This is a genomic window from Microcoleus sp. POL10_C6 (assembly GCF_036701585.1).
In the GTDB taxonomy this organism is placed as follows: Bacteria; Cyanobacteriota; Cyanobacteriia; order Cyanobacteriales; family Microcoleaceae; genus Microcoleus.
The window spans coordinates 33209-47706 of record NZ_JAUBRB010000020.1 but is presented as its reverse complement, the minus strand read 5'-3'; the positions used below and the strand labels follow the sequence as shown (position 1 = coordinate 47706).

Annotated in this window: 13 protein-coding genes; 6 read left to right on the top strand and 7 right to left on the bottom strand. The window is 44.5% G+C overall.

Annotated elements, in window-relative coordinates:
• Positions 1 to 549: 549 nt before the first annotated feature.
• The 4 genes from QUA34_RS13525 to QUA34_RS13510 all read left to right on the top strand — a co-directional run bounded on the left by QUA34_RS13525 (position 550) and on the right by QUA34_RS13510 (position 6055).
• A complete protein-coding gene (locus QUA34_RS13525; RefSeq protein WP_333387251.1) occupies positions 550 to 1068 on the top strand; it encodes a hypothetical protein in 519 nt (172 codons plus the stop codon).
• Positions 1069 to 1171: 103 nt separating this feature from the next.
• The gene (locus QUA34_RS13520) at positions 1172 to 4285 is read left to right on the top strand and encodes a hypothetical protein (protein WP_333387249.1); all 3114 of its coding nucleotides are present in this window, start codon (positions 1172 to 1174) and stop codon (positions 4283 to 4285) included.
• An 86-nt stretch (positions 4286 to 4371) separates the two neighbouring features.
• Complete coding sequence (locus QUA34_RS13515) at positions 4372 to 5199, top strand: hypothetical protein (RefSeq protein ID WP_333387247.1); 828 nt, start codon at positions 4372 to 4374, stop codon at positions 5197 to 5199.
• A gap of 13 nt (positions 5200 to 5212) precedes the next feature.
• Positions 5213 to 6055, top strand: a complete 843-nt coding sequence (locus QUA34_RS13510; protein ID WP_333387244.1) for an ATP-dependent DNA ligase — start codon at positions 5213 to 5215, stop codon at positions 6053 to 6055.
• Between the two features lie 70 nt (positions 6056 to 6125).
• On the opposite strand, the gene QUA34_RS13505 is transcribed toward QUA34_RS13510, so the two are convergent.
• From QUA34_RS13505 to QUA34_RS13490, 4 genes are all read right to left on the bottom strand, one after another.
• Positions 6126 to 6698, bottom strand: a complete 573-nt coding sequence (locus QUA34_RS13505) for an HU family DNA-binding protein (RefSeq protein ID WP_333387242.1) — start codon at positions 6696 to 6698, stop codon at positions 6126 to 6128.
• A gap of 46 nt (positions 6699 to 6744) precedes the next feature.
• Positions 6745 to 9456, bottom strand: a complete 2712-nt coding sequence (locus tag QUA34_RS13500) for a hypothetical protein (protein WP_333387239.1) — start codon at positions 9454 to 9456, stop codon at positions 6745 to 6747.
• 4 nt (positions 9457 to 9460) lie between these two features.
• Complete coding sequence (locus QUA34_RS13495; protein ID WP_333387236.1) at positions 9461 to 10942, bottom strand: hypothetical protein; 1482 nt, start codon at positions 10940 to 10942, stop codon at positions 9461 to 9463.
• Positions 10943 to 11029: 87 nt separating this feature from the next.
• Positions 11030 to 11449, bottom strand: a complete 420-nt coding sequence (locus tag QUA34_RS13490) for an RNase H family protein (RefSeq protein ID WP_333387232.1) — start codon at positions 11447 to 11449, stop codon at positions 11030 to 11032.
• A 90-nt stretch (positions 11450 to 11539) separates the two neighbouring features.
• Between QUA34_RS13490 and QUA34_RS13485 the strand changes: the two genes are divergently transcribed.
• Positions 11540 to 12064: a hypothetical protein gene (locus QUA34_RS13485; protein ID WP_333340699.1), complete on the top strand. Its 525-nt coding sequence runs from the start codon at positions 11540 to 11542 to the stop codon at positions 12062 to 12064.
• Here QUA34_RS13485 and QUA34_RS13480 read toward each other — a convergent pair.
• The gene (locus QUA34_RS13480; protein WP_333387230.1) at positions 12055 to 12663 is read right to left on the bottom strand and encodes a hypothetical protein; all 609 of its coding nucleotides are present in this window, start codon (positions 12661 to 12663) and stop codon (positions 12055 to 12057) included. The two genes, QUA34_RS13485 and QUA34_RS13480, sit on opposite strands and share 10 nt — an antisense overlap.
• Positions 12664 to 12768: 105 nt before the next feature.
• On the opposite strand from QUA34_RS13480, the gene QUA34_RS13475 reads away from it, so the two are divergent.
• Positions 12769 to 13338, top strand: coding sequence for an HNH endonuclease signature motif containing protein (locus tag QUA34_RS13475; RefSeq protein ID WP_333387228.1), 570 nt, complete (start codon positions 12769 to 12771; stop codon positions 13336 to 13338).
• Between the two features lie 16 nt (positions 13339 to 13354).
• Here the strand turns inward: QUA34_RS13475 and QUA34_RS13470 are convergent, their stop codons facing one another.
• Together QUA34_RS13470 and QUA34_RS13465 are read right to left on the bottom strand one after the other, a co-directional pair.
• The gene (locus QUA34_RS13470) at positions 13355 to 13645 is read right to left on the bottom strand and encodes a hypothetical protein (protein ID WP_333387226.1); all 291 of its coding nucleotides are present in this window, start codon (positions 13643 to 13645) and stop codon (positions 13355 to 13357) included.
• Positions 13646 to 13661: 16 nt separating this feature from the next.
• Positions 13662 to 14486, bottom strand: a complete 825-nt coding sequence (locus QUA34_RS13465; RefSeq protein ID WP_333387223.1) for a DNA cytosine methyltransferase — start codon at positions 14484 to 14486, stop codon at positions 13662 to 13664.
• Between the last annotated feature and the right edge of the window lie 12 nt (positions 14487 to 14498).

The window sequence follows — 14498 nt, the reverse complement described above, 5'->3', positions numbered from 1 at the left end:
AGGTCAAAGTCATCTGTTTGACAGAGTTATATAGTCAATTCCTTTGATTGGCTTAAAATCAAGAAATTCAAGCCTATATCCTGAAATTTTATGCACTTTCTCGCCACTAATAGCGTTGAACCAGTTCGCTACTGGTTTTTCTTATCCTCAAGTTTGTTGTGTGTTTAGCTTACCCCATCTGTTGACCCGCTACAGAAAATGGTCAAATTGTTTTCTTAGGTGACAAAGAAAGTGATGAATGGGTAAGCAATTTTGAAAAAGCTTAGTTTTTTGATACTCAAAAGAGTGCAAATACTAAAGCAACAGTTTTAAATAGTAATTCTGTAGCTTGCGGGTTTTTCGCTAATTATCTTTCTGTTATTGCCGTTTCCTGGTCAAAGCCCCCTTAGTCAAATTTAATTTTTGTTTCTATCTTGTTTGTAAACAAAAGTCAACTTTTTGCTGTCAAAAAGAGAAATAAAATTAAGATGATATACTAAAAAAATAATTTATCACTCGATACCAAGCTCGATTACCACCATGACAATAACAGCAGGATTCGCAACAAAAATGCTGCGAGCAACACTCGCTGACTACAACTTCTGGCCCCAATCTGAAAGCGATTCACCGCTTTCGATTAAAAGAGCTAAACTGCCATTGGATGAAGCAGCAATTCTTAGCAGAGATGCTTCAATGCGGAGAGCTGCAATTAAGGCGATGAATCCCCTCGCTCCTAGTTACAAAGCTCCGGCGACACGACGCATTGAATACAAAACTTTAGATGAGCTGTTTCAACCTTTGATCAGAAACTCTTTGACAGAGTTAGTAGGGATGGCAACCCAAAGTTTGGCGATGGAAGAGCCTGTTTTACCAGAGACAGTATTTAGCATTTTGATGCCGATCGAACAGGTTGAATATCTAACTGAGCTTTACCAAACATTCAGTCAGTTGCAAAATACTAAAGTCATCATGGTTCACGACGATGACGGTGACAACACAAGCCCTGACGCTTACACCACTCTGATGATTGCTGGAGAATCAGTGGAATCAGAAGTTATCCTGGCTCAGGCTCTGCTGATTCAAACCTGATAAGCGCCAAAGTTCTTTCTCTCTCTTGTTTTTAATCTCTTCTCTGGTATTGACTACAGAGAAGAGATTAAATCTCGTGTATTCACAAATTAAATAAATAATCATGGCTATTAGAATCACCGCCCCAAGTCAGCCAAGTATTCAAGTAAACTCTTTGCCTTATTCTCTAGCAGTAACAGCGATCGCAGAAAGTAACACAAACACTGACGTTCGATTTAAACTCAACGGCACAGTGGTTGGGACAGATACATCCGCAACTAATGTCGGCACGACGGCAGCACCTCAATATCAATTTGGGCTAGTTATTCCTATTAATAGTGCTGGCGTTCACCTCATTGAAGTCGAAGATATCACCGGCACAACGCCTCCGGTAGTTCGATCGACAGCTCAAGTCACTTTTGAAGTCAAGGTCAACTCACCAACAATTGCGCTACGAAATCCTATTCTTTATTCAGGGCAAACTGTAGTAGTTGCTGATGTAGAATATCCGCCAACCAACTCTTTTGTCCGCTTCACTCTCAACGGCTCAATTATTAAAGAAAGTCCGTGGATTCCTTATGAAACAGCCATCACCCAAAATGGAACTCTACGCGCTGATTTGATGGTTGGCACGAGTGTTGTTGCTACCGCTTCTCGGGATGTTACTCTTATTCCTCCAGAGCCGGCAATCGTTGGGCCACAAGGTCCAGTCGGGCCAGCAGGGCCTCAAGGTCCGCTCGGGCCTCAAGGCATTCCCGGTGAAAAAGGCGATCGCGGTGATGTTGGTCAGCCTGGAACGCCCGGAGCAACTGGTGCAACAGGCGCAACAGGTGCAACTGGTAATCCTGGCGCTCAAGGGATTCAGGGAATTCAGGGAAATCCCGGCGCGACTGGTGCGGATGGTATGCCCGGTGCAGCAGGTACACCCGGTGCTACCGGCCCGCAGGGTATTAAAGGTGATCCAGGAAATCCCGGCACTCCCGGTGAACCCGGTACAGCAGGTGCGATCGGGCCTGCTGGTGAAACAGGAGCACCAGGTCCCAAAGGCGATCAAGGAATTGCCGGCACTGCTGGCGCGACTGGTGCGATCGGTCCGATCGGCCCGAAAGGTGATCAAGGAAATCCCGGTGTTGATGGCTCCGCAGGTTCTCCCGGTGTAGCCGGTGAAAAAGGCGAACCAGGCAGTCAAGGAATTCAAGGCATTCAAGGTTTGACGGGCCCGGCTGGCAATCCTGGCCCTCAAGGAAATCAAGGCATTCAAGGTGAACCGGGCGAACGTGGTTTACCAGGAACTCCAGGTGCAACTGGTGCTGAAGGTTTACAGGGTCAGCCTGGAATTGCCGGCCCGCAAGGTGAAAAAGGCGAGATTGGTAATCCAGGGATGCAAGGCCCGATCGGTGAAAAAGGCGATCGAGGCGATCAAGGTCTAGTTGGCGCTACTGGCTCTCAAGGAAATCCAGGCTTAACCGGCCCACAAGGCAGTCCCGGAATAAAAGGCGATCGTGGCGACCAAGGCATTCCAGGCGAAATTGGCGCAACGGGCCCGGCAGGCTTAACCGGCCCGCAAGGCGCTCCCGGCATAAAAGGTGATCGTGGTGATCAAGGCATTCCCGGCACGGTCGGCGCGACTGGTGATCAAGGTTTAACCGGCCCGCAGGGTTCCAAAGGCGATCGAGGTGATCAAGGAATTCCCGGCGATATCGGCCCTGTTGGTCCGATCGGTTTAACCGGCCCACAGGGTTCTAAAGGTGATCGCGGTGATCAAGGCATTCCCGGTGACATCGGTGCAACTGGTTCGATCGGTTTAACCGGCCCGCAAGGTTCTAAAGGCGATCGTGGCGATCAAGGAATTCCCGGCGACATGGGCGCGACGGGTCCGATCGGTTTGACCGGCCCGCAAGGTCAAAAAGGCGATCGAGGTGATCAAGGAATTGCTGGCGATATGGGCGCTACTGGCGCTACAGGTTCGATCGGCTTAACCGGCCCCGCAGGTCAAAAAGGCGATCGCGGTGATCAAGGAATTCCAGGCGAAATGGGTTCGCAAGGTTTGCAAGGTAATCCCGGCACTCCCGGCGAACGTGGAGAGCAAGGAATTCAAGGTACACCGGGTGATATCGGCCCGACTGGTCAAATGGGGCCGGCTGGTGCAACTGGGCCACAAGGTGGAACAGGGCCACAAGGTCCTCAAGGGCGACCCGGCTTGATTTGGCGCGGAAACTGGAGCCCAACATTCCAATACGCCATGTTTGATGCTGTTGCTCATAACGGAAGCAGTTACATTGCCACCGGGCCGAGCATCAATAATCCACCGCCGTCGATCGCCTGGACTTTGGGAGCTAAACAAGGCGACCAAGGTTTGCAAGGACTTCCGGGAGCTAAAGGTGACACAGGAGCGATCGGTTCAACTGGTTCAACTGGCGCTGCCGGAATTCAAGGTGCAACTGGTCCCGCTGGAGCACAAGGGCCGACTGGACTCAAAGGTGATACTGGTTCAGCAGGTGCAACCGGAGCCACTGGCGCGACTGGTGCGACTGGTGCAACTGGAGCGCAAGGAAATCCAGGTGTCGCTGGTGCAACTGGTGCGATCGGTCCTAAAGGTGATATTGGCGCAACTGGTGCGACTGGTGCTCAGGGAATCAAAGGTGATACTGGCGCTCAAGGAATTCCCGGCGCTGCGGGTGCAACTGGCGCTAAAGGTGAGGCCGGAGCTACTGGTGCAACTGGCGCTGCGGGAGCCACTGGTGCTCAGGGTGTTGCGGGATCGAAAGGTGATACTGGTGCAGCGGGCGCTCAAGGAATTCAAGGTGTTGCCGGCGCTGTTGGTGCAACTGGTGCAACTGGCGCGATCGGACCGAAAGGAGATACTGGTGCTATTGGTCCAGCCGGGCCAGCCGGAATTGTTTGGTCAGCGCCAATTTCGTTGCCTTTATCGTGGAACGTTTCAGGTAGCGTAACTTATCAAACCTGTGGCAAATTGGTTCGACTTAACGTAGATGTGCTTATCCAATACGCCAACATTTCCGGCATGATTATCTGTGGAAATATGCCAGCTACTGTCTTTAACACCTGGTTCCATTCCACAGCACTGATTTTCAAGCCTGACTTAACAATTGCTGCTACTGGTCAATGGGGATTGATGAGATTCCAACCAAATAACCGAGAGATTGCTCTTATGTTTGACAAAATCGTGAACGAACAAATCCGATGCGTCAGCAATTTCATCATGGCGGTTAACTAATTTCTGAGTTCTGTAGTTTCATAGCTCTGTTTTCTGATAAAGCAGGGCTGTGAAGCTAAGACTATTCAATTCCCACAATAATTAAAATGCTTCCACAATTACCAAATACTTACAGTCCAGCAAAGGAATATCCTACAGGTTTCTGGTTTAGCAGTCCTAAGCTCAACGGAATTAGGTGTGTTTATCACAGATTTGGTGCAATAAAGGGATTAAGAAGCCAGACTTTGACTACGCGATTCGTTGGTATCGATCGGCTTGAGTTAGCTTGTCAAGGTATCTGTGATGCTAACAATCTCTCCTTTATGGATGGTGAGTTATTTATTCCCGGCAAAACACTGGATGAACTTACGGTATTGGTACGCGATCGAACCAACTATGACCTTGCTGATAAGTTTGGTATCGAGTTTAGAGTTTCTGCTGTTGTTGAAACAACAAATCCTAATCTGACAGGGCATCAAATGATTACTTTGATGCGACAAAACATCCCATCAATGGGAAGGGTGAGTTTTATACCTCAAGAATTGATTCGCAGTACACCGCTCGGCGTTCTTGACGAATATACGAAGATAGTGAATTCTGGTGTTTCTGATGAAATATTTCTCAGAAATCCTGATTCAGTTTATTCAGAAGTGCGATCGGACAACTATTTGAAAGTGAAGGCTATAACAAGCGGAATCTTTACTGTTGTTGGATTTACTCAAAATCCTGTAGTAAATTTCGTAAGTTATATGTCAGTTGAAGGCATGGTGAATGGAGTTAATAAAATTACTCGTGTTTACGGCTTAAACGATGAAGAGGAACAGGATCTCTGGATGAATAGAGATTCCTATATGGGTAAACAAGTCCAAATCGTTTATATGGGGCTAAGTGCTACAGGGAATTTACGAACCCCTGCTTTGGGTCGATTCGTTTAAGGAGAAAGTTTGAATGATGTTGCCACAATTAGCCAATACTTACAGCCCAACAAAAAACTATGGCGTAACAGAATGGTTTAGCAGCCCTAAACTCGATGGAGTCCGCTGCTTATATGAAAATATGACCAGTGGATTGAGAAGCCGCTCGGGATTGACTCGATATTCAGGACTGACTGAGATTGAGGAAATGTGTGAGAGTATCCGATCGACTAATAATCTGTCTTTTATAGAGGGTGAGTTATATATCCCTGAAACTCCTTTTGATGTTATCTCAGGAATTGTCCGCAGCAGAAAAACTGTAGAAGCTGTAGTAGCAAATAAACAGAGAGTTCAGTTTCGGATATTTGCGATCGGGTTCAATCAATTCCCAACGATGCAGACAGTTCATGAAGTAGATCAACTCAAGCAAATCTTCCCGGCAATGGGAAAAATTAGCTACGTCCCTCAAAAACTGATTCAAAATAATGCTTTGGTAATCCAAGCTGAAGCTGAGTTGATAAAAAGCTCTGGACTCTCAGACGAAGGGATAATGCTGCGGAATCCGAACTCTGTCTACGCCGGGGTTCGATCGAACAATCTCCTAAAAGTCAAAAACTTTGTAAAGAACAATTTTACGGTGATTGGCTTTACCAAAGGTAGTGGCAAATATCTAAAGTCTCTGGGTAACGTACTGATTCGGGGAATGATTGACGGTCGAACCATCAATAGTAAAGTGGGAACAGGATTTACTGACTTGGAGCGATCGACAATCTGGGCTAACCAAGCTGATTATTTAGGCAGAACAGTTGAAGTCGTTTATCTCGGCGTTACTGCTACAGGTTCTTTACGGCATCCAATATTTTCGGCATTTGTCTGAGCCAAAATAGAGCCACAAAAAAGCTTGAGTAGTGTACATCTACTCAAGCTTTTTTGTGTCTGACTCAAAACTATTTGACGACTCCAACCAGCTCTGGAGCTTTCCCCGCTAATATCCAGCCAGTAGTTGGCGAGTAAACCGGGGTGTTAGCGGTAACTCCCCAGCCTAGTAACTCATTTGTTGGTACTTCAACGAACGAGCCATCAGGGGCTTTGATTTGCCAGATTTGCTGAGAAAAACTTTGGGTCTTTTGCTCTAGCAGTTCGGCAGGAATAGGAGGAGGTTGAATTGTTCCAGCTTGAGCAACAGGAGCAACAGCAGCGACAGATTGAGCAGTAGATTCAGCAGCAGCGGAGGGCTGTGGTTGGCTTGGATCTGGCTGAACTAAAGTCAAAAAGGATTTGCTGAAAGTGAGCTTAGGTCTGCGAGAAGCCTTAAAAGTAGTAGGTTCTCCAGTTCGTGGGTTGCGCCCTTCACGTGCAGCTCGATCGGTAGCTTTTAAAATCCCTAAGCCCTCCAATGGTACTTTTTCTCCATTGCGGAGATTGAGCGACATGAAGGCGACTGCGGATTCCCATACTGCACTAACGGTGCTTTCAGCAAATCCAGTTGAAGTTTTTACGTGGTCGATTAAAGCAGACATGACTAATGCTAACTAATGAATATTTTAATTATGCACTATCAAATGATTAATTTGGTGGTAGACCAAAATCTTCAGGGGTATAAAGTCCTGCTGGGAACTTGCCTTCTAAGTAATCGATCTGTTCTTGACTCAGCGTTCGATTATAGAGCCGAACTGTTTTCGTGATTATCTGTCCACTTTCCTCCATATATTTGCCGTTGGTGTAACAGCGCATCTCGCGAGTTTCGCCGATCGCAACTTTACTTTGGTACTCTTTCGGTATCCATCCAAGCGGAAAGTACCCGACATTTCTGGTACTTTCAGGGAAGCTCATATCAACGCCAAGTTCCATCCGTGCTGCCACTTCTCCCGCAGCAGGCTTCATTCGCTGAACAATCCGAATCAGAACATTTTGCCCTTTCCATTCACCTTTACTCCACACATTGGGTTCTTGCTTGTGAACGTTGTAGGCATTGAAATAAGGTAAGGTGTCGGGATTATCTTGCAAATCTGTCACGATTTCGTCCCTGAATAAGTTGAAGACTAATGACCCGGTACTTAAATCAGTAGCATGGGTATGAACTGCTCTCCAGTAAGCAGCAGCCCAAGTTTTTGCGCTGAAAGCCTCGCCGTTGGGATCGGCTAATTGTTCAAGAGCAGAGTTTTTGAGAGCTTGATATTTTGCCGATACCTCACGGATTTTGGTAGTGTCACCATCGTTTTGCTTTTTCCATTCGATCGCAACCTTCATCTCGTCCGCGTATCCTTTGCGTTGCTCAAAAGCAAAATCTAACTGCTTTTGATCGACTACAACACCCACAAAGAGTGCATTTTCAAAGGAGTTGATGTTGATGTTGGTTTCCAGTTGAGCTGGTCGCCAGTAGCTGTTAACGACTCTGACCAGGCGGGAGATGGTATCGATCGCACCATCAGCAACAGAACAGTCTCGGGTTAGATAAACCGCATCATCTTTGAAATCTTTGAGCCAAGGGATTTTAGCCGTGTCTCCGAGAGTATTGAGATAATCGGTAACAGCCTGCAAACCCTTATCATTATTGGGATATGCAGATTTTAATGAGTCAACCGCGATTTGCAATTCCTGGCTGAGGAAGTCGATAATTGTCATTTCTTTGGGAGCGGTCTGCATCCCACCGGGAGGAATCATCAGCACTATTCCTTCTGCTCCCGCACCTCTGGCGCGACCGAGAAGTGAAGCCACAATCCCGGTGCTGTCATTCATCGAATTAACCGCAACTTCTTGGAGAGTTCCGGTCAGCGCCATTTTAGGAAGCTTGTCAACGGATGGAGGTGTGTCAAAGTTGGCGATCGCATCTCTCAGAGCTGGATACTCGGTAGATAAGATGAGTTGAACAAAGTCGCCGTCAAAGTCTCTGCCCAGAGCCAACATTAGTTTTGTCGAGGCTGCCATCAATCCATGTCCTTTGGCATAAGTGCCTTCATGACGGTTGATCCAAAGCTGGCAGTCTCCCCAATGTCTCATCGGGTTACAGAAAACGATATATTCACCGATCGGCATCCCCGGTGCACAGAAAACTTTTTCGCTAAAAGTGGTTACGTTGTTCTCGTCCGTAGTTTCGTACTTTTTGAAATACTCATCTGGTTGGGACATGAGTGACCAGAAACGAACTCCGGCTGCTTTGGCTAAGTTGAGCCAAACTGCGCGAAGTCTTTCTGCTACCTTGCCTGTGATGTAGGGATGCAGTAACAGTCTGCCTTTTATGTCATATTTGATAATCTCCATTGCGGTGTTGACATATTCAGCTTCTGACTGGATACTATCGCCTTGTTCTTGCTCTAGCTCTGCTTCATATTGATGGATTCTCAACTGTGTCGCCAAAGCTTGAATCGAGTTCGTAGCACCTGCCAACTTTTCACATTTTTCTCGAAGTCGGGTAATAATCCTATCTTCTTCTAGGGTTTCAAATTTAAACCATTGAAATAGCATCCAGCCAGCTTTTGCTGTACGTTGTTCTGCTTCAAATACCAACCCGCAGAGCAATTTACCGCTGTAATTTCCTAGTGCTGGTTTTTTCCCTTTCAGCGAACTCCAGGGAATCACCAAATCATAGCCTGAATTATCTAACAGAGGATTATAGGCGATCGTCCCTTTTGCTACCCATTGTTTAAATGAGGCTATGCGAAATTGAATAGGAATATCAGCATCAATTTCATTAGGGTCAAACTCTACTGTTCCTGCACCAAGAATCTCCATAAATTCTCTGGAAGCTTTGGCGTGACTGTCTCCACTGTTCCAGTGCCTACCATTTGTTGGATCATCTTGGGGATTGCCGTTATCATCTTTTGCTGTATCGTCAACAATCACATAATTGAAGTCGCGTCCAATTAAGTGTTTGCATCCGGTGTGAAGAATACTGCCATAAATAATTCGTTTCCATTGTTCCGTTGTTGCATCTCCATAGTAATCTTTGCCGATCGGAGCCAGATTGAATGTAAACCTACCATGATTCCGAGAGTTGCTTGCTAAATCTAGTTGATATCGATCGGTTTTATCAACTACAAATGGATTCAGCAATGCAGCATTTTTTGTATTCTCTGGGATTTCACCAATACAAAATCTGTCTTTCCCAACATCTTTGTGTAACCCTGAAAGCAGGGTATTTCGCAAAGTAACTTTGGGAGCATTTGACCAGTTTTTCGCTACGCAATCCCACACTGACCAAACAGCAGTTGTTGCTACTTTAGCCAGTGTTTCATCTGCGCCGTACCAGTCATAAGTCAATTCATAGATGGTTGCCATTTGATTAAATGAAGTCCATAAAGTTGAGTCTACCTGTTGCTATTCTAGCAACTTTATCAGATCCTAATAATGCCAGGATTGCTTCTTGTCCAGTAACTTGAATGGGATTATCAGGATTGGTTAGATTATAACAAATAGCAAATTCGTTTTTTGGATCTACCCCGAGTCCTATAATTTGGCTCATAGCAAGTTTGGCATTGTTTCGCATATCTCTAGCTGAGGCTTTGAATTGTTCCAATATCTCGATCGCATTAGTATCGTACATGGAAGCAACTCTGAGATTAAATCGGTTGGGATTATCGACTAAATCTCCAAAAACGTAGAGAGTTTTCGCTAAGGCAGTCTTGTTTCGCATGGCTAAAATGATGATGATTGAGACAATTAAAATCGGGCCCGCCATCGCCAGCAAAAACATCCAGGCAGTAACATTCATATTCGTTGTACCAAAAACCGTCATCAACAAAGCTTCGTTAGCTTTCAAGGCAGAAGCAGCAAAGAATCTTAGTGCTTGAGCTCCAGCGCTGCCCGAAACTTTGAGTACGATCGAAGTTACGCAATGAGTAAGCGCTGAAATTAAACTGGCTGGCATTCCAATCAGATTCATACAATTGGTCAAAAACCAGCTTGCTATGCTGGAAATTATGCCTGCGGTAATCCCTACAGTCGCCAAAGCACCGCTAACAGCAACGATCGGCGCTACGACCGGGACAATAATCAAAGCGCTGGCATTTACTTTGATACTTCGGATTGATAAGATTCGATTGTTATAAATTGAGTTGATCTCATAATTGCTATGAGCTGTTACTGTTCCACCTCCAGTTCCTGTATCTGTGATTGTTCCTGTGGTAGGAACTCTTACAATTCTAGGAGAAGGAATAGGTGCGTCACCCATAGCAACCAAACTTCTAGCCACATTGTTGTATTTAGCTCTGGTTCTTCTTCTTTCATCCAGTTTTAAACGCTCATCTTGCAATTCCCGGAAATATTGATCTCTTAATTTTCTGGCTTCTTCCTGCATTTGAAGCTTTTTAGTATTGATTGATGTCCAAGCTTCACCCATCGCGTAATCAATTTTTATCCCGGTCTTTGCCAATTCTGGGATATTTAAGCTGCTGTTGAAAGCATTTATGACATCGCCATAGATACCTTTCTCTGTACTGGTAGAAGTTATTGAAGCTAAAGCTCTTTCACCAGCGCCTGCCAGATTGTCATAAAGTTTGCTGTTGTAAGCTCTGTTGATGCCGTGGGATGTTTCCAAGAATGCGGTTCCGCATTGACCTATCAACATAGGAAATGCCAAGACATTTTGTGACGACTGAAGCCAACTCAGAATAGCTTTCCCTACTGGATGAGCTAATAATCCTTGAGTTAGTGGTTGTTGCAGTACCCATTCCTGGGGAGCATCCATTATCTTTTTGACTTCACTTACGCCTGTTAACGATTGAAAATTTGCCCAGACATCGGTTATTGCATCAGTAGTAGGCATAATCAGAATTGTGATTTGAACGATAACCAATATTGTAGTTCAAATCATACTATTACTGCCTACTACTGCCCTTATATCTGCTTAGGATTACTTGGTACTTTCCTGTTTCGATATTCGATCGCACTCAGCCAATTCAGGAGTAGAGTTTCGAGCTAGCCAGATCCATGTTACTTCATGAACTTTTGCTAACTTATCAAGTTCTTCCCACAAATCTTGATTGGCGTTGCGCTTCCACTTTTTGGTCATAGTATAGATGACGTAAGTGGAATCCGAGAACAGGGTTACTTTGCAGGGCTTTTTGAGCGCTTTCAATCCTTCGATCGCTGCTGTCAGCTCCATGCGATTGTTAGTAGTGGTTGTCTCAGCTTTACCACTAATCATTCTCTCTTTCTTTGTACCTGGAATCGTGAGTAATGCAGCCCAACCACCCGGTCCCGGATTTCCTGAACAAGCACCATCACAATGAATATTCACTACAGGTTTTGTTTCTGTTTCTGTTACTATCATTAACTTAAAAAAAAGAACATCAAAACCTAAAAGCGAAGCTACCTGAAACCTTAATTTTTGCTATAATATAACAAATAATTGAGAGTTTTTATGTCAGATAACAGTGATTTATCCAAGGAAAATGAGCGTTTGTTGGCAGAGAATACGGAATTGTTGATCGAGAATACGGAATTAACAAAGTACAACACGGATCTGATAATAGAAACGTTGAGAATCCAAGCAGAAAATCTGAGACTAAATAACCGCTTGGTGGAGATGAACGAGTTAGGAAAATCAATGTATAGGGAGTTTAAGCTCGATCGACCGAATGGAAGTTTGACTGAGAATAATAGAGAATTCATAGAGCTGAAAAGTGGCGGAATCCTCTATTTTGTTCAGTATGTGGATGAAAATGAGAAATCGTACATATCAACAGAAGGTTTAACAGCAGAGGGTGATATAGCTCCTAAGCTTTATTATTTCGGCTACGCTGTGTTTTTCATGGTAGAAGAACTGGTAGGGCAAGGGTTTCGTAGTATGCCTGAGAGATTTTCCAAGTTGTTCGATCGAAACCCAAAGTTTATGAACTATGTCGTCAAAGAGTTTGAGCGAGTAATGGCAATGGATTATTTATAAGCCCATTTAAGAAGTTCAGCAGGGGTGAAAGAACAAACAATGTGATGTTTGGTTGAAGAAAAAGCTCTCTGGGCTTCACGGATTAAGCGATTGATATCCGCCATAAGTAGAGAATCAAGATGGTGCTGGTTCATAAAATCAGCAATATAAGCACACATCATGTAGGTATTAGACAAGATTAACTTTTTGGGTTGATCTTCCAGCATTAGAATTTCGGTTGGTGATGTGCCGATGACAAAAACTCCCTTCGGAAAGTGAGGATGTTTGGATTTAGTGCTGAAAATCTTCCACTTTCTCGGACTGTCAATCTCAATTTCTTCAGGATCTTGTACAGGATATGAAGAAGAATCAGCAAGCAGCGCAGTAAGGAAAGTCTTAAGAATAAGTTCGTTGCTGTGCTGGTAGCTGTAACTGCTGCTTTCTAAGATTCTTCTAGCTCCTACGACGACACTCCAAGCTTTTATTGCTGTAGAATGAATAGAAATTACTGTTAGTTCCACTTCTCCCATTCGTTCGATCGCTAAATACACAGCATGACCCTCAACACCTTCAAACTGGGCAATAAAACACTTTACCCTTACTTTTTCTTCCTTGTTCATATCTAGAAACAATCTTCGTGTGTTTCTGTTTCTGTTTCCGTTTCTCGTTTTGATTCTTGTTTTCATGGATTTCTGACGTTGAATTGTTGAAGTGTAGGATGAATTATGGACAATTACGCTCGTATCAAAAAACAGTTTGAAAAGCACATTATCAGCAAAGAGGATTGCTGGATAACAGATTTGTACCGTAATCATCAAGGTTATGGTCAATTCAATATAAAAGTTAAACTACAGAGAAGTAGGATGAATGCTTCTCGTGTAAGTTTTATGATATACAAGGGCGAAATACCTGAAGGTATGTTTGTTTGTCATAAATGTGATAATCCGCCTTGTGTAAATCCTGAGCACTTATTCCTTGGCACTCATCAAGAAAATATGAGAGACATGGTGGCAAAAGGACGCTCGAATAAAGGCTCTAAAAACCCTCAGTCTAAGCTAACCGAAAAAGAAGTCTTTCAAATCAAAGTTTTGCTACTTGAGACGAATTTAACGACTGAAAGACTCAGTATATTGTTTGATGTGTCTCCACGGACGATCGCATACATCAAAAAGAATCATATGTGGAAACACGTTAGTTCTGTTGTTAATCCTAAAACAGTTGACAGAAATATCGATCGAAAGAAGAACGATGAGGAATGGCAACAATTAAATTTGTTGGACTTATTAGCTAACTAATTGGTTAACTAATTGATTAAAGCAATCCGAGAATTTGAAGATGTCGATAAACGAGAATTTCTTCAATGCCGACTTGCCGACCGATCGCCTTCATTGATAGACCCTCGGCTCTGAGCGATCGAATACGTTCTCTCAGAGCTTGAATTTCTTCAACGGATTGAGTAACTGGTTCTACTTGCTTAGGATGTAAATTCCAGGCTCTGATGCTGCGCTGTACCTTTGCTGCTGTCGTGTTAGTATGTTTGGCTATCTGGGAATAAGACAGCCCTTGACGGTACAAACGGATTTGTTCTTCTACATTGCTCATCTCTTTGCAACAATTACTAATGTTGAGGAAGTAAAGAAGCTAGAAACTGGAGACGCATTAAGGGAACAGTGGCTTGGGGAACGCAGATCGACAGACCTGCTAAGTTGATTGCTTCTGCCCTGCCGGGAGTTCTGCGTTCTACTCCGGGGTTAGCTGGCGGGGGATTGAATCGCCACCAGTGGTCATAATGCAATCCAGCCAGGTAGTTGGGATTGCCATCATCCAAAGACACAGCTCTGGGTTTAGTTTCTGGGTAGCGGGTAAACGATTTTGCAATTTCAATTTGAGTTCCAATGTGTTTTGACCAGCCCTCCCACCCTTGCCGTTGCTCAATGCCAAGGTTGTTGGTGTGGGCAATGACAAACACCCTTTGTCTCTCGTGTGGCGCACCGCACTCCGACGCGCTGATAACTTCAACTTCTGTTTGATAATGAGCCATTCTGAATCCGGCAAGGATTGTTCGTAGCCCTCGATCGATGAGTCCTGCTGGATTTTCCACCAGTACAAAACTTGGTCTACCGAGTATGATGCAGCGGAGTGCTTGGAACCATAAACTTGATTCAACATGAACGAGTCCGGTTTTGGTTCCGGCTCTTGATGTGCCTCGGCAAGGGAAACTACAGAAGAAGACATCGGCTTTATTTTTGGTTGGTAGGTAGTCACAGATATCGGAATGAATTGGAATTCCTGGGAAGTGCGTTCTTAGAACTTGTTGGGAGTAAGGATTGTTTTCTACGAATTCGATCGTCTCTAATCTAATCTGAGAGTTCTTGTTAACTAAACTACTTGCTAGTTCCCAAGCTCCTATTCCCGCAAATAAATCAAGGCATTTTAGTTTCATGTTAGTGACTTT

What these genes read in the sequence shown, in the direction of transcription:
- QUA34_RS13525 (WP_333387251.1), top strand. Translation starts at nt 550, where the DNA reads ATGCTGCGAGCAACACTCGCTGACTACAACTTCTGGCCCCAATCTGAA.
- QUA34_RS13520 (WP_333387249.1), top strand. Translation starts at nt 1,172, where the DNA reads ATGGCTATTAGAATCACCGCCCCAAGTCAGCCAAGTATTCAAGTAAAC.
- QUA34_RS13515 (WP_333387247.1), top strand. Translation starts at nt 4,372, where the DNA reads ATGCTTCCACAATTACCAAATACTTACAGTCCAGCAAAGGAATATCCT.
- QUA34_RS13510 (WP_333387244.1), top strand. Translation starts at nt 5,213, where the DNA reads ATGATGTTGCCACAATTAGCCAATACTTACAGCCCAACAAAAAACTAT.
- QUA34_RS13505 (WP_333387242.1), bottom strand. Translation starts at nt 6,698, where the DNA reads ATGTCTGCTTTAATCGACCACGTAAAAACTTCAACTGGATTTGCTGAA.
- QUA34_RS13500 (WP_333387239.1), bottom strand. Translation starts at nt 9,456, where the DNA reads ATGGCAACCATCTATGAATTGACTTATGACTGGTACGGCGCAGATGAA.
- QUA34_RS13495 (WP_333387236.1), bottom strand. Translation starts at nt 10,942, where the DNA reads ATGCCTACTACTGATGCAATAACCGATGTCTGGGCAAATTTTCAATCG.
- QUA34_RS13490 (WP_333387232.1), bottom strand. Translation starts at nt 11,449, where the DNA reads ATGATAGTAACAGAAACAGAAACAAAACCTGTAGTGAATATTCATTGT.
- QUA34_RS13485 (WP_333340699.1), top strand. Translation starts at nt 11,540, where the DNA reads ATGTCAGATAACAGTGATTTATCCAAGGAAAATGAGCGTTTGTTGGCA.
- QUA34_RS13480 (WP_333387230.1), bottom strand. Translation starts at nt 12,663, where the DNA reads ATGAACAAGGAAGAAAAAGTAAGGGTAAAGTGTTTTATTGCCCAGTTT.
- QUA34_RS13475 (WP_333387228.1), top strand. Translation starts at nt 12,769, where the DNA reads ATGGACAATTACGCTCGTATCAAAAAACAGTTTGAAAAGCACATTATC.
- QUA34_RS13470 (WP_333387226.1), bottom strand. Translation starts at nt 13,645, where the DNA reads ATGAGCAATGTAGAAGAACAAATCCGTTTGTACCGTCAAGGGCTGTCT.
- QUA34_RS13465 (WP_333387223.1), bottom strand. Translation starts at nt 14,486, where the DNA reads ATGAAACTAAAATGCCTTGATTTATTTGCGGGAATAGGAGCTTGGGAA.